At 61.0% G+C, this 14,839-nt stretch carries 11 protein-coding genes and 3 pseudogenes; 8 read left to right on the plus strand and 6 right to left on the minus strand.

Translation table 11 applies throughout. From position 1 onward, the window contains the following. Window positions 1-83: 83 nt before the first annotated feature. From bioB to panD, 6 genes are read left to right on the plus strand one after another with little or no spacing between them, the layout of a single operon-like run. Complete coding sequence (gene bioB, locus HGP13_RS35010; protein WP_172234422.1) at window positions 84-1,079, plus strand: biotin synthase BioB; 996 nt, start codon at window positions 84-86, stop codon at window positions 1,077-1,079. Further along, complete coding sequence (locus HGP13_RS35015; RefSeq protein ID WP_172234424.1) at window positions 1,076-2,215, plus strand: 8-amino-7-oxononanoate synthase; 1,140 nt, start codon at window positions 1,076-1,078, stop codon at window positions 2,213-2,215. The genes bioB and HGP13_RS35015 overlap by 4 nt, the downstream gene beginning before the upstream one ends. A gap of 11 nt (window positions 2,216-2,226) precedes the next feature. Further along, a complete protein-coding gene (gene bioD / locus HGP13_RS35020; RefSeq protein ID WP_027056582.1) occupies window positions 2,227-2,862 on the plus strand; it encodes a dethiobiotin synthase in 636 nt (211 codons plus the stop codon). Then, window positions 2,862-4,127 (plus strand): adenosylmethionine--8-amino-7-oxononanoate transaminase, encoded by a 1,266-nt coding sequence (locus HGP13_RS35025; protein WP_172234426.1) that lies wholly within the window; start codon window positions 2,862-2,864, stop codon window positions 4,125-4,127. The genes bioD and HGP13_RS35025 overlap by 1 nt, the downstream gene beginning before the upstream one ends. Further along, window positions 4,124-5,107 (plus strand): beta-ketoacyl-ACP synthase III, encoded by a 984-nt coding sequence (locus tag HGP13_RS35030; RefSeq protein WP_172234428.1) that lies wholly within the window; start codon window positions 4,124-4,126, stop codon window positions 5,105-5,107. The genes HGP13_RS35025 and HGP13_RS35030 overlap by 4 nt, the downstream gene beginning before the upstream one ends. A 56-nt stretch (window positions 5,108-5,163) precedes the next feature. Then, window positions 5,164-5,616: an aspartate 1-decarboxylase gene (gene panD, locus HGP13_RS35035; RefSeq protein ID WP_097576706.1), complete on the plus strand. Its 453-nt coding sequence runs from the start codon at window positions 5,164-5,166 to the stop codon at window positions 5,614-5,616. A gap of 988 nt (window positions 5,617-6,604) precedes the next feature. Here panD and HGP13_RS35040 read toward each other — a convergent pair. The 4 genes and pseudogenes from HGP13_RS35040 to HGP13_RS35055 form a co-directional block, all read right to left on the minus strand. Continuing rightward, window positions 6,605-7,195: a NodA family N-acyltransferase gene (locus HGP13_RS35040; protein ID WP_027056586.1), complete on the minus strand. Its 591-nt coding sequence runs from the start codon at window positions 7,193-7,195 to the stop codon at window positions 6,605-6,607. A gap of 478 nt (window positions 7,196-7,673) precedes the next feature. After that, window positions 7,674-8,411 (minus strand): annotated as a pseudogene (fabG, locus tag HGP13_RS35045) (3-oxoacyl-[acyl-carrier-protein] reductase). A 320-nt stretch (window positions 8,412-8,731) separates the two neighbouring features. Continuing rightward, window positions 8,732-9,930 (minus strand): annotated as a pseudogene (locus HGP13_RS35050) (beta-ketoacyl-[acyl-carrier-protein] synthase family protein). Beyond that, window positions 9,931-10,206: an acyl carrier protein gene (locus tag HGP13_RS35055; RefSeq protein ID WP_172234430.1), complete on the minus strand. Its 276-nt coding sequence runs from the start codon at window positions 10,204-10,206 to the stop codon at window positions 9,931-9,933. 809 nt (window positions 10,207-11,015) lie between these two features. Between HGP13_RS35055 and groES the strand changes: the two genes are divergently transcribed. Continuing rightward, window positions 11,016-11,312 carry a co-chaperone GroES gene (groES, locus tag HGP13_RS35060; RefSeq protein WP_006333965.1) on the plus strand — a complete coding sequence of 99 codons (297 nt, stop codon included), beginning with the start codon at window positions 11,016-11,018 and terminating at the stop codon, window positions 11,310-11,312. Between the two features lie 65 nt (window positions 11,313-11,377). Further along, the gene (gene groL / locus HGP13_RS35065; RefSeq protein ID WP_172234432.1) at window positions 11,378-13,066 is read left to right on the plus strand and encodes a chaperonin GroEL; all 1,689 of its coding nucleotides are present in this window, start codon (window positions 11,378-11,380) and stop codon (window positions 13,064-13,066) included. Between the two features lie 88 nt (window positions 13,067-13,154). Here groL and HGP13_RS35070 read toward each other — a convergent pair. Continuing rightward, window positions 13,155-13,360, minus strand: a pseudogene (locus HGP13_RS35070) (transposase); the annotation flags it as partial. Window positions 13,361-13,562: 202 nt separating this feature from the next. Then, on the minus strand, window positions 13,563-14,420 hold the full coding sequence (locus HGP13_RS35075) for a sterol desaturase family protein (RefSeq protein ID WP_097576030.1): 858 nt from the start codon (window positions 14,418-14,420) through the stop codon (window positions 13,563-13,565). Between the last annotated feature and the right edge of the window lie 419 nt (window positions 14,421-14,839).

Here is a 14,839-nt window from a genome sequence, read left to right on the forward strand (position 1 = left end):
CTTCCCGCTGGCATGCGCCTTGTCTTCAGCATCCACTGCAACGCTCCAGGCCAAGGACGGAAGATTATGGAGAACAAGACCTTATGAACGAACTCAGCCCAGACCTGACCTCGGATCCAATCGGTTGGGCGCTTCCCCCCTGGACGCGAGCGGAAGCCCAGGCGCTCCACGACGCGCCCTTCAACGACCTGCTGTTTCAAGCGCAGACCGTGCATCGCCAGAATTTCGATCCCAACAAGGTCCAGCTCAGCCGGCTGCTCAGCATCAAGACCGGCGGATGCCCCGAGGATTGCGGTTATTGCAGCCAGTCGGCGTATCACGAAAGCGGTTTGAAGGCGTCAAAGCTGATGGAGGTCAGGCGCGTCATCGCCGAGGCGACCAAGGCGCGTGACGCCGGCGCCACCCGCTATTGCATGGGTGCTGCCTGGCGAAACCCCAAGGCGCGCGACATGGATGCGGTGGTGGCGATGGTCGAAGGCGTCAAGGCGCTGGGCATGGAGACCTGCATGACGCTCGGCATGCTCGATCTCGAGCAGGCCGCTCGACTGAAACAGGCGGGCCTCGACTACTATAACCACAACATTGACACGTCGGAGCGCTACTACAGCGAGATCATTTCGACCCGCACGTTTGCCGACCGGCTGGATACGTTGGCCAATGTCCGCGACAGCGGCATCAAGGTCTGCTGCGGCGGCATCGTCGGCATGGGCGAGGAGCCAATCGACCGGATCGACATGCTGGTGACGCTGGCCAATCTGCCGGAGCATCCCGAAAGCGTTCCGATCAACATGCTGATCCCGATCGACGGCACCCCGCTGGCCGAAGCTAAACCCATCGAGCCGATCGAATTCGTGCGCGTGATCGCGCTGGCGCGCATCATGATGCCGAAATCGCATGTCCGGCTTTCGGCCGGCCGCACCGCCATGACCGACGAGATGCAGGCACTGTGCTTCTTTGCCGGCGCCAACTCGATCTTCGTCGGCGACACGCTGCTGACGGCGAACAATCCGGGCGAGGACAAGGATAGCCTTCTGTTCCGCCGTCTCGGCATCGAGCCGATGGAACTCGGGGCGCAATGAACGGGGCACAACTTGCCCGCTATGACGCTACCTTGCAGGGACTGGCGCGCAAGGACCGGCTGCGCACACTTGTGCCGCGCGCCGGGCTCGACTTCTCGTCGAACGACTATCTCGGACTTGCCGCCTCCAAAAGACTTGGCGAGGCGGTTGCGGCGGCGATTGCGCGGGGCACGCCGGTGGGCGCGACCGGATCGCGGCTGTTGCGCGGCCATGCACCGGAGCATGAGCAATTGGAGGCGGACGCGGCGGCGTTCTTCGGAGCCGAGCGCGCGCTGTTCTTCGGCAGCGGCTACATCGCCAACTTCGCTCTGCTGACGACGCTGCCGCAAAAGGGCGACCTCTTGATCCTCGACGAGCTTGCTCATGCCAGCATGCATGAGGGGGCCCGCGGTGGCCGCGCCGAGTTCAAGCTCACCGCGCACAACGACGTCGATGCCGTCGAGGATGCGATCACCCGCTGGCGCGCCGACGGCGGCATGGGCAGCGTCTGGATCGCCGTCGAAAGCCTCTACAGCATGGATGGCGACCGCGCGCCGATGGAGAGCCTCGTCGCGCTTGCCGATCGGCATGAAGCATTCATCGTGGTCGACGAGGCGCACGCCACGGGTGTCTGGGGGCCGGACGGCCGGGGGCTGGCCGCCGCGTTCGAGGGCCGTGACAACATCATCGCGCTCCATACATGCGGCAAGGCGCTTGGCGCCTCCGGCGCGCTTGTCACCGCACCACGAACGCTGTGCGACTATCTCGTCAATCGCTGCCGGCCATTCATCTACGCCACCGCGCCATCGCCACTGATGGCAGTGGCAGTGCGCGAAGCGCTCGCCATGCTGTCCGACGAGCCCGTGCGCCGCGTTCAGTTGCAGGAACGCGTTGCCTTCGCGGGCCGCCAACTGGCCGAGCGTTGCGGCGTGGTACCCAGCGGCTCGCAGATCCAGCCATTTGTCATCGGCGACAACAGGCGCACCATGGCGGTGGCGGCGGCATTGCAAGCTCGCGGTTTCGACATACGTGGCATTCGTCCGCCGACCGTTCCCGAGGGCACGTCGCGGCTGCGCATTTCGCTGACGCTCAACGTCGGCGCAGCCGACATTTCCGCCATGGTCGAGGCGCTCGTTGAGGTGTTGGCCCAAACATGACCGGAGCCGACATGACCAAGCGCATCGTCGTCACCGGAACAGATACCGGAATTGGCAAGACAGTGTTTTCGGCAGGACTCGCCGGCCTGCTCGACGGTTTCTACTGGAAGCCGGTGCAATCGGGCCTCGACGGCGAAACCGACAGCGAGGTTGTGGAACGGCTCGCCGGCCTGCCGATGGGGCGCGTCCTGCCCGAAGTGTATCGCCTGAAGGAGCCGCTGTCGCCGCATCGTTCAGCCGAACTCGACGGCGTCGCGATAGACGTGGCAAAGCTCTCGCTTCCGGACTTGCCGGGTCCGATCGTCATCGAAGGTGCCGGGGGACTGATGGTGCCGCTCAACCGGCGCACCAAGTTCGTCGACATATTCGCACAGTGGCGGATGCCGGTCATTCTGTGCGCCCGCACCACGCTCGGCACGATCAATCACACCTTGCTGTCGATCGAAGCGCTCAGGGCCCGTTCCATCCCGCTCATCGGCATCGCCTTCATCGGCGATGAGGTGGCCGATACGCAGAGGACGATCGTGGAATTCAGCGGCGTGCGCCAGCTTGGCAGACTGCCGCTTCTCGATCCGCTGACAAGTGAGACGCTGAGGGAAGCGATGGTTGCCGGCTTCGACCTCACAGCGATCGCAGGAGGCGAATGATGACGCAGTCTCGAGTCTGGCATCCCTTCACCCAGCACGCGCTCGAGCCGGCAATCCCCGAGATTGTCCGGACGGAAGGCGCCTATCTTCACAAGGCCGACGGCTCCCGCATCCTGGACGCGATTTCCTCCTGGTGGGTCGTCACCCATGGCCACCGCCATCCCCGCATCATGAAGGCCATCGAGACGACCGCGTCGAGCCTCGACCAGATCATCTTCGCCGGCTTCACCCACGAGCCGGCCGAGCAGCTGGCAGAGGCGCTTGTCGGCCTCGCCCCGCCCGGCCTCGACCGGGTGTTCTATTCCGACAGCGGCTCGACCTCCGTCGAAGTCGCGTTGAAAATGGCGCTCGGCTATTTCCGCAACCTCGGCGCGCCGCGCTCGCGCATTGCCGTCATGGAGCACAGCTACCATGGCGACACCATCGGCACGATGAGCGTCGGCGCCCGCGGCGTGTTCAACGCCGCCTACGAGCCTTTGCTCTTTGAGGTCGACACCATCCCCTTCCCGGCCGCCGGCCGCGAGCAGGAAACGCTGGATCGTTTCGAGGCTGTCAGCCGTGACCGGCGCGTCGCCGCGCTGATCGTCGAGCCGCTCGTGCTCGGCGCTGGCGGCATGCTGATGTATCCGGCTTCGGTTCTGGCTGAATTGAAGAAGATCACTGAGGCCTCCGGCACGCTCTTGATCGCAGACGAGGTTATGACCGGCTGGGGACGCACCGGAACCATGTTTGCCTGCGAGCAGGCGTCCATATCTCCTGATATCCTGTGCACCTCGAAGGGCTTGACCGGCGGTGCCATCCCGCTGGCCGCCACACTTGCCAATGACGCCATCTTCCAGGCTCACTATTCCGAGGACCGCAAGAAGACCTTTTTCCACTCGAGCTCCTACACCGCCAATCCGATCGCCTGCGCGGCAGCACTTGCCAATATCGAGATCTGGCAGGACGAGCCGGTGGCCGAGCGGATCGCGGCCCTGAGCGCGAAGCAGGCCGCCGGGCTTCAACGCTTCCGGGACAATCCATATTTCTCCGACAGCCGGGCGACCGGCACGATCGCCGCCCTCGATCTGCGTACCGACTCTGCCGGCTATCTGGCCGAAATCGGGCCAAAACTGCGCGCATTCTTCCTTGAGCGCGGCCTGCTTGTGCGCCCGCTCGGCAATGTCCTCTATCTTCTGCCACCCTATTGCATCACCGGAGACGAGTTGGACGGGCTCTATGACGCCATCGAGGAGGCCGGCGAACGCTTCGGCTCAAAGCCATGAGCCGGTCGTCGCGCATTCTCGGGTTTGGTCATCATGCGCCGGCGCGCAAGGTGGAGAACCCGGAAATCGAAGATCGTCTCGGGCTTGAACCCGGCTGGATCGAGCGGCGCACCGGGATTCGGTCGCGCTTCTGGGCAACGGACGAAGACACGCTGTCGGGCCTTGCCGCGCATGCCGGCGACATGGCGCTGGCAAATGCGGGCATCAACCGGAGCGACATCGGCCTGCTGTTGCTCGCCACCTCGACACCCGATCACCTCCTGCCGCCGAGCGCGCCACTGGTCGCACATCGGCTGGGACTGGGTCGTGCTGGAGCGATCGATCTGACCGGTGCCTGCGCCGGCTTCATCTATGCGCTGATGTTTGTCGAAGGCTTTACCCGCCTCCACGGCAAAGCGAGCCTTGTCATTGCTGCTAACATCCTCAGCCGCCGCATCAATCCGGCCGAGCGCGCCAGCGCCGTGCTGTTTGCCGATGCCGCCGGCGCCGTGGTGATTGGTCCGTGCGATGACCCGGATCGAGGCATTCTCGGCGCTTCGGTGGATTCCGACGGCTCGCGCTACGGGCTGATCCAGATTCCGGCGGGAGGAAGCAACAGACCGTTCCATGGCGACCTCGATCTCGAGCAGATCCGCATGACGATCACCGACGGCCGTGAAGTGTTCGGCAAGGCGGTCGAGATGATGACTGCCTGCTCGGAGGACGCGCTCGCTACAGCCCAAATGCGGCCGCAGGATATCGATCGGTTCGTGCCGCATCAGGCCAACGCCCGCATTTTCGACGCGGTCGGGAGGAACCTAGGCATAGCCGATCACGCGATCGTCAAGACGATCGCCGACTATGGCAATTCTTCCGCCGCAACGATCCCGCTCTCGCTGTCGCTGGCCCATCGGATGCAGCCGTTTCGGCCGGGCGAGAAAATTCTTCTGGCGGCGGCGGGCGCGGGCCTCAGCGGCGGTGCCCTCGTCGTCGGAATTTAGCCGAGCGAACCAGCTGCCAAGATTCACCTTGTATGATGATGAGGACAACAGAACCAATGCGAAAAATAGTGGCCGGCAAGCTGCACGGCATTCACGTCACCGAAGCGAACCTCAACTACCATGGTTCGATAACGCTCGACCCCGACCACTGCGAGGCAGCCGGGATCCTGCCGATGGAATTCGTGGAGATATGGAATAAGAATTCCGGTGCGCGGATTTCGACCTATGTCATCCTCGGCGAGCGCGGTTCACGGTGCTGCATCCTCAACGGAGCGGCGGCTCGCACCTGTCAGCCCGACGACCCGATTATCGTCTGCAGCTCCATCTACCTGGACGAAGCGCATATCACTTCGCTGAAGCCGCGGATCGTCACGTTCGACCAGGATAACCACATACTCGACCGCCTGAGCTACTCCGTCGATATTGACACAGACGGCCGTTACAGTTTCGCGATTCTTGACGAGGCGGATGAGCCTTTGGTCATTCCTGCCCTGGTCTCCGGGGCGTGAGCCGCGCTCCACAGATGTGCGAGCCTCTTCGCCCCGTTGCAACGTGCTCGGCACTGAAGAGCGTCTAGTCTAAGACTCGACGAAGTTGCTGACGCTCAGCTTCGAAAGGCTGATGCCCACTGCGCCTTGGGCACCGTGGGCCTTCGTGGGATGGCGCAATGTCTCGCATCTGCTGATCGGCGAACAGCGGTTTGCATGTCTGACCCTTGTCTCAGGTTACTTGCGGTGGCGGCTTGCAAATTCTTGCTGCCTTCTCAAGCGCCGCGGCTGGGTCCTTGACGACCTGGCTTTTCATGATCTTTGCCGCCGTGTCGATCAAGCAGGCCATCGTCTTCCGCATCGGCAGCGGTGCCAACCATCATCGCGAATATGGCTAGCCGAACGGTCGCAAGCAGCACTGAGGTGGGCCTTCGGCAAAGTGTTTCCCGCCGGCACCATGGGCTCACCAGCCATCTAACGCCTGATCCGGTTGCATATCAGCGTTCGTCGATCGGCGGCTTGGCAGCAAGGCCGAGCCTGGCTCGTTGGCCATCGGCGAAATTTTCGGCGGGAGACTGTGTCTTGAACCGAAGAACTGTCAGTTTGCCGTCCTCAACAGTATGAACGACCCATCCCCCACCGCACCGCTTGACGCGCACGTCATTAGGTTCGCCAGCCACCATTACTGCCCCTCATTTTCGTCGCCCTTAGGATGAGACTGGAAGCCGTTCCCGCACATCGGAAAACATGGGACCTTACGTAACGTCAAGCCCCAATTTTGGGATAGCCGATGCCTCGTCGATTTCAGGGTGACGGCGATTCAGGTCCGCAAAATCCGTGCGCGTGCAACCTCGTGCTCGGATCGACTTAGATGCGCAGATTTTGCATGTTAATTCAGCCTTGTTATCCACAGCTAACGTGAATGGGAACGCGTATTCAGTCCGAGTAGCTCTGCAAAAAAACCGCCGCTCTTGTCCTCAGCGCCATCACCCGGCACCTTCAAGATGTTTCATAGCTCCGGACCGTTCCGAACGATCAGGGTGCCGGATGGCCACTCACTCATCGAGCGTCCAATCGGCACAACCACGACGAGCACGTCCTCGACGCGCGTGGTCGGCAGGTCGAGATACACATCTGCGAGAGTGGACCGCACACGAACGCCCGACACAATCGCCGCCAGGCCGTCTCTGCAGAACCTCTCCATATGGTTCCGCATCGCGTGCCGAACGGTGCCGAAAGCGAATGGAACCCCAAGCTGCTGCAACACTGGATATACAAGGCGCATTGAATGACTGATCCCTTGTCCCTCAAGATCCGGTCGCACCCCGTACAACCCCAGGTCGGCCACCAGGAGCTCGACCTCGTCAACTTTGATGAAGCGGCGTAGTATGCCGATATGACCCGCTACGCCGTGCGCGTCGTAGCTGATTGCGCGGAGCTCCGGCCTCGCACCGGCCCAGCTACGGCCGCCTTCGAATGGCTCTGCGTTGAAGGCCCCAGTCGGTCCGTAGGTCTTTCGGAAAAACTCGGAGAGTTCGACATGGTCGGCCTGTTGCAACTCATTTTCCCAGCACAACCTCCACCGCACGTCAGAGCACATGGAAAGACCTCATCATTGTTGCTGTTTTGTTGGGGAAGCGCCTAGCAGGAGGACGCTTGTCGCATCGAGCCGGCTCGATGTAGCTTGCGCAGGTCACCGAAGAAACTAGCCGCAATGAACATGCGACTCGGTTGTGTTCCGAGCACACCGGAAGGCGTACACCAGAAAAATACTGCTCGGAGCCAATACAAACATCGATAATTACCTTTTGGCTTACATCTTTGAAATCTTACTATGCGACGTTCTGCAGAATGGGCAAAATCCTTTGTTTCGATGAATGCATCCACGCTATGGATAGGAAAGCATGCGTTTCAAAGAGCTTGTCTAGCCTCGGCCCCAAGGCGGCCTTTATCACGAGGCTTCGACCCGGCCAGTTGCCCGACCGACCCGCTCGTCAGTTGCCAGACCAACCGACAGCTATGGGTGGGACTTCCTCCACTGTTGATACGCGTCATCGGGGCGCACTGAACTTTTGAGGCTAAATCATTGCCATGCCGCCGTTCACATGAATGGTCTGGCCGGTGATGTAGGCGGCCTCGTTCGAGGCCAGGTAGACCACAGCCGAGGCGACTTCCACGCCGGTGCCCATGCGCCTGGCCGGAATGGCGGCCATGATCGCTTCTTTCTGCTTGTCGTTCAGCTTGTCGGTCATGGCCGATTCGATGAAGCCCGGCGCCACGCAGTTCACCGTCACGCCGCGTGTCGCGATCTCCTGCGCCAGCGATTTCGACATGCCGATCATGCCAGCCTTTGACGCGCAATAGTTCGCCTAGCCGGGATTGCCGGTTACGCCGGACACCGAGGTGATGTTGATGATGCGGCCGTTGCGGCGGCGCATCATCGAATGGGTCAGTTCGCGGGTGAGCCGGACCACGGCGGTCAGGTTGACCTCGAGTACCGCGTCCCAGTCCGCGTCCGACATGCGGATAAAAAGCCCGTCCTTGGTGATGCCGGCATTGTTGACCAGTATGTCGACGCCTTCGAGTTCGGCTTCCGCGTTTGCGCCCAGCGCCTTGACCTCGTCACGGTTCGAGAGGTTCGCCGGAAACAGTCTTGTCCGCCCGCCAAGCTCGGCAGCCAACACCTCGAGTTTTTCGACACGCGTGCCGTGCAGGCCGACGGTTGCGCCCTGCGCGTGCAGCGCCCGCGCCACGGCCTCGCCGATTCCACCGCTTGCTCCGGTGACGAGCGCGTTGCGGCCGGTCAGATCAAACATTTATCGATTCCCTTTCTAAGGACCGGCTTCGCACGGAAGCGGTCACTGGCGGCCATGCGCCTTCCAGACATTATCGGGTACAGCTTTGGACAGGCCCTCGAGCCGGACTCGAAGGGCCTCGCTTAACCTTCCGGGTAGCGGTACGTCCACGTCGCTTCAACAGTTGAGAATTTTACCAAAAAATGGGGCCCGGCTTGTCCAGCTTCCGCTGCCACTTGGCGCATTCACCGAGGCGGTCCAAGGGGCAGGTCCTTCACAATCGTGATCCGGCAAGCATTTGGATCCGAAGATAGAGTCACTGGAGGCATCTCGCATCGCTTTTACACCTGCTTGAACGCCAGAACTGCGTTCATGCCGCCCATGGCGAAGGCGTTGCTCAGTGCCACGCGCACTTTGCGCTCGCGCGCCGCATTGGGCGTGACGTCGAGATCGCAATCGGGATCTGGCTCGCGATAATTAGCGGTCGGCGGCACGACGCCCTCCCGGATCGCCATCACGGAGGCGATCATTTCAAGTGCGCTCGCTGCGCCCAGGCAATGCGCGTGCATGGACTTGGTGGACGAGACCGACATCGAATAGGCATAGTCTCCGAAGACGCGCTTGATCGCCGCCGTCTCGGTCTGATCGTTGGCCTTGGTGCCGGTGCCGTGGGCGTTGAGGTAGTCCACGTCCTCGGCATTCAGCCCGTCGTCGGCAAGGCAAGCGCGCATCGCGGCCTCCGGCCCCTCGATAGACGGCGCGACGATGTGGAAGGCGTCGCCGGAAAGGCCGATGCCTGCGATCTCGGCAAGCATTGTGGCACCGCGTACGGCGGCATGCTCATAGCTTTCCAGCACGGCCATGCCCGCACCCTCGCCTATCACCACTCCCTTCCTGTCGGCGGAGAAGGGCCGGCAAGTATCCGGAGCGAGCGCGCGCATTGCTTCCCATGCCTTCGAAGGCATACGAGCGGCGCTTCGGCGCCTCCGGCAAGCATCCCGTCGGCCCGGCCGAGCCTGATCTGATCCGCGGCCGAAGCGATCGCATGGTTGGCTGATGCGCATGCGGAGGCGATGGCAAAGACCGGGCCGCGCAGGCCGAGACTCATGCTGACCTGGCTGGCAGCGGCGCTCGGCAACCCCCGTGGTGCAGTGTAAATGACAGCACGCTTCGCCCCGCCCAAAAGGAGGTCGCGGTAGGTTTCTTCGACCGTTCCCCAGCCGCAGACGCCCACTGTCGCGCCGAAGCGATACGGATTTCCCTCATCGCAGGAAAGTCCGGCGTGTTGCATGGCTTCGCGCGCTGCAAGCACAGCGAGCAAGCTGTGGCGGTCCATGGAGACGAGCTGGTTGCGGCCGATGTCGTGCTTGGGCAGCTCCTTGATCTCGGTACCGACAGTGCCCTTCATCTCATGAAGCGCAGAAGTGACCATCGGGCGGATGGCGGAGCGACCTTCGCGCATCTCTTTTCAGATAGAGGCGGCGTTGTTGCCTAGGCCGCAAAGCCCGCCCATCCCAGTAATGACGACTCGCCTGTCCAATCAGACCCCCTTCGCGAGCAAACCGCGGACAGCTTCCACCATGTCGCCGACATTCTTGAGATTCGACCAGGCATCCGCCGCGTTCATGTCGATCTTGATGTCGTAGGCCTGCTCCACATCCCAGAGGAGATCCGCCAGACCCAGCGAATCGACTCCGAGCGAGGTCAGTTCCGTGGCAGTCGTTATTTCGCCGATGATGGACGCACTCTCGCCGCTCTCCGATTCGATGCGGTTCTTGATCGTGGCAATGATTTCCGTTGCGAGTTGATCAGCCATTGTGTTCCTTTCCATAGCAATGCCTTTTGACGTGGGTGCGGCGCCATACCTCTGCCAGTCACGTCGCAAAAATCGTCCCTGACCAGGCTTGTGCAACCCACCAACACCAATCGGATTATGGAGACCGGATGAGTTCCGGTTGCTCTGAGGCGTTGGCATCCAACTGCAGCTCATTTTCCCGCGGCAACTTCCATCGCACGTCTGAGCTCATGGAAAGATCTTCTCCTTTCAGGCTCTTTTTTCGCAGTTGTCACACGATGAGGGTAGCGGGCAATCAGGACGTGTGAGGTGCTGTCAATGCGAGATTCCGGAAGATTGAGAAAATCGTTTGTTTCGATGAGATGCATCCACCCTATGGATAGAAATACAGTCCAATAAACGGGCAAGCCTCTGGTGCGGGCGATAATGCTACAGGAGACATCCCGCATGGCCACCCCACGCAAAAGCTGGGCACGTCTCGGTCGCTACTAGATGCTCAGCGCCTCACACTCGCTCTCTCCGGTGCAACGAAACGGCGCTTGCGCATCGCTGAAGGCCCAAGGGGTTAGCGATCCGAAAGGGCGGATATTATCTTTCGGGCCGAGGTTCCGAACACCATCGATTCGCTCGAACTCTTTCAGGCCTGCATCGCCCGGAATATCGTGATCGCCCACCTCTTGTCTTGACTAGCCCCAGCCTAGGCCTTATGCCGTCACCATGTTAGCACTCGTCCTTGGTGAGTGCTAACAGTAGGTCCGGCATAGCCGAGCTTTGTAGGTTGTCCGGCGCTGCCGGACGCTTTTCCCACCGTTCTCATCGAGGAAGAAAAAATGGCAAAGTCGAAGTTCCGCCCGCTTCATGACCGCGTGGTCGTTCGCCGGGTCGAATCCGAATCCAAGACCGCCGGCGGGATCATCATCCCGGATACGGCAAAGGAAAAGCCGCAGGAAGGCGAGATCATCGCTGTCGGCTCCGGCGCTCGTGACGAAGCTGGCAAGCTGGTCCCGCTGGACGTCAAGGCTGGCGACCGCATCCTCTTCGGCAAGTGGTCGGGCACCGAAGTCAAGCTCAATGGCGAAGACCTTCTGATCATGAAGGAAGCCGACATCATGGGCATCATCGGCTAACACGCCGCCGCCTTTCATCCGTACCATCCAATCTGAATTTCGGGCGAAATGCCCAGGAGTACAAAATGGCTGCCAAAGACGTAAAATTCTCCCGTGATGCCCGCGAGCGCATGCTGCGTGGTGTCAACATCCTCGCCGACGCGGTGAAGGTCACGCTCGGCCCCAAGGGCCGCAACGTCGTCATCGACAAGTCGTTCGGCGCCCCGCGCATCACCAAGGACGGCGTCACCGTCGCCAAGGAAATCGAGCTCGAAGACAAGTTCGAAAACATGGGCGCACAGATGGTCCGCGAAGTTGCTTCGAAGACCAACGACATTGCCGGCGACGGCACCACGACCGCGACCGTTCTGGCGCAGTCGATCGTCCAGGAAGGCCACAAGGCGGTTGCCGCCGGCATGAACCCGATGGACCTGAAGCGCGGCATCGACCTCGCCGTCACCGACGTCGTCGCAACGCTGATCAAGAACGCCAAGAAGATCAAGACCTCGGAAGAGGTTGCCCAGGTCGGCACGATCGCCGGCAACGGCGACGAGTCGGTCGGCGCCATGATCGCGGAAGCGATGCAGAAGGTCGGCAACGAAGGCGTCATCACGGTCGAGGAAGCCAAGACCGCCGAGACCGAACTCGAAGTCGTCGAAGGCATGCAGTTCGATCGCGGCTATCTCTCGCCCTACTTCGTCACCAACGCCGACAAGATGGTTGCCGATCTCGAGGACGCCTACATCCTGCTCCACGAGAAGAAGCTCTCCAACCTCCAGGCCATGCTGCCGGTTCTCGAAGCCGTCGTGCAGACCTCGAAGCCGCTGCTCATCATCTCGGAAGACGTCGAAGGCGAGGCCCTGGCCACGCTGGTCGTCAACAAGCTGCGTGGCGGCCTGAAGATCGCCGCCGTCAAGGCGCCGGGCTTCGGTGATCGCCGCAAGGCCATGCTGGAAGACATCGCCATCCTCACTGGTGGCCAGGTCATCTCGGAAGACCTCGGCATCAAGCTCGAGAACGTCGGCCTCAACATGCTCGGCCGCGCCAAGAAGGTGTCGATCTCCAAGGAAAACACCACCATCGTCGACGGCGCCGGCAAGAAGGAAGAGATCCAGGGCCGCGTCGCCCAGATCAAGCAGCAGATCGAGGAGACCACCTCGGACTACGACAAGGAGAAGCTGCAGGAGCGTCTCGCCAAGCTCGCGGGCGGCGTTGCCGTCATCCGCGTCGGCGGCGCGACGGAAGTCGAAGTCAAGGAAAAGAAGGACCGCGTCGATGACGCCCTCAACGCGACCCGCGCGGCCGTGGAAGAAGGCATCGTTGCCGGCGGCGGCGTTGCCCTGCTGCGCGCGTCGCTGACCATCAACGCTGTCGGCGTCAACTCCGACCAGGCCGCCGGCATCAACATCGTGCGTCGTGCGCTGCAGGCTCCGGCCCGCCAGATCGCGGCCAACGCCGGTGCAGAAGCCTCGATCGTTGCCGGGAAGATCCTCGAGAACAAGGGCGCGACCTTCGGTTTCAACGCCCAGACCGGCGAATATGGCGACATGATCGCCATGGGCATCATCGATCCGGTCAAGGTCGTGCGCACGGCTCTCCAGGACGCGGCCTCGGTCGCCGGCCTGCTGGTCACCACCGAAGCCATGATCGCCGAGGCTCCGAAGAAGGAGTCGGCTGGCGGCGGCATGACTGGCGGCATGGGCGGCGGCGGCATGGGCGGCATGGGCGGCGGCGGCATGGGCGGCATGGGCGGCATGGGCGGCATGGATTTCTAAGGTCCGCGCCTCTCACCAATCTCGAAGGGCGGCAGCAATGCCGCCCCCTTTTTTTGGAATGGAGCCGGTCGGAAAAGGTTTGGGGCTCGCGCTTCAGCTTTGCGTTCTCGTCTTCCAAGGCTTTCAGCCGTTTGGCATCGGAGACGTCCATCCCGTCATACTTCGCCTTCCAGTTATACAGCGTCGCCTCGGAGATCCCATGCTTGCGCGCCAGGTCGCCCGCCTTTGCTCCCGCCTCATGCTCACGCAGAACCGCGATGATCTGCTCTCTTCCGTAAACCGCTTTCTCTTCATCAGTCCGTCCTTCAATCGAGGCCGGACTCCTCAGGTGGGGGAAACTACCCGTGGCAGGCCAGTCGTCCGCGCATTGCCCACCTGTGGTAGTTCCAGATCCTACGTCTCCGATAAGGCCAGCGCCAAGGATCCGTCCCCTTCTAGGTCCAGTTGACGGGTTCCGACCTCGACAATCGGATTAGAAGCGTAAAGCTGCGTTCGTTTAATTCCCAGCCTTTTCACCACTTCCGACTTTAGCTCTACGCCAGCGACGTCGATCAAATGGAAACATAACGAAATCGCGCACGGTGAGCGGCTCGGATTGGTCTCGGAGGCCAACTTCCGGCCACTCGTTCTTTTTTGGCCAGTATGCCGTTGCAAAAATCGTGTCCCAGATAGTTGTAAAGAACCCGTAGTTTCGGCGCTGGTGATGGGGTTCCAACGAGTGGTGAATGCGGTGGAACTTGTTGTCGCCAATGATATATCGAAGCGGCCCAAGATTGATGCGGGTGCTAGAGTGTGAAAGATGGACCTGAAAAGTAATCAGCGTCATGGCAACAAAAGGCACTACGCCAGATTCGAAGTGGAACAGCGTGAGTGGTAGTGACACCAACCCTGCGGCAACGAGTGGCTCGGAAATGTGATGATGGCAATTCCATGCCGTCAATTCGCGGATCGAGTGGTGAGTAGCGTGCATGCGCCAGAGGAATGGAACAGCATGCTGAGCGCGGTGCATCCAGTAGTAGAAGAAGTCGCCGGCAATCGCGACCAAAACGCCTGAAAGGACGGCCAATCCATTATTAATGATTGCGTTGTCAGAGTGAAGCAACGTACCGAAATTGATCGTTACAAGCGGCTTTATCCCTAACCAGCCCACGCTCACAGCGTAGAAGTGCCACATAAAGGCACCACATCCGAGGCGAATAATATAATTTCGCACGCCGCGAGCGTATGAAGCAAAACTGTATCGATAAGCCGGAAAGGTTAGCTCCAGCGCGGCGCATAACGTTGCGAAGATTACAACCATCTCAAGCGAATACACGAAGATCTGGGTCATTTGGTTAATATCGAGAATGTGCATTTCTTTGCTCCTGCGAATCCTTCAAAATGAGGGGCTCTCATCAACGCAGTGCCTTCGTCACGAGGGCGAGACCAATGTTATGCCTCTCCGGCGCAGCCCTAAACTCGAGTCGGCATCCGGACCGATATCCGCGCAGAAATCACGGCGCACGGCAGGGATGTGCTATGCTGCTTTCACAGAGAGTTAAAATTAGTTTTTTGGATAGACCCATCCATCTCCCAAATGGTTGGAGAAGCCCAGTAGACGAAGTGGTTTGCGCAAAACGACCAGCTATGCGCCAGTGTTGAGGCGGTGCAGCAGAGGTTGCATAGCCAGCAGCGTTGCGAACGGAGATCGTGTCTCAGGAAGTTCTCTAATCGCCTTCGTCAATAGGCTCCTTCTCTCCTCGTTGGTGCAGCGCCTGCCGGGCTCAGGGTTCT

It is taken from the genome of Mesorhizobium sp. NZP2077 (assembly GCF_013170805.1).
Classification (GTDB): domain Bacteria; phylum Pseudomonadota; class Alphaproteobacteria; order Rhizobiales; family Rhizobiaceae; genus Mesorhizobium.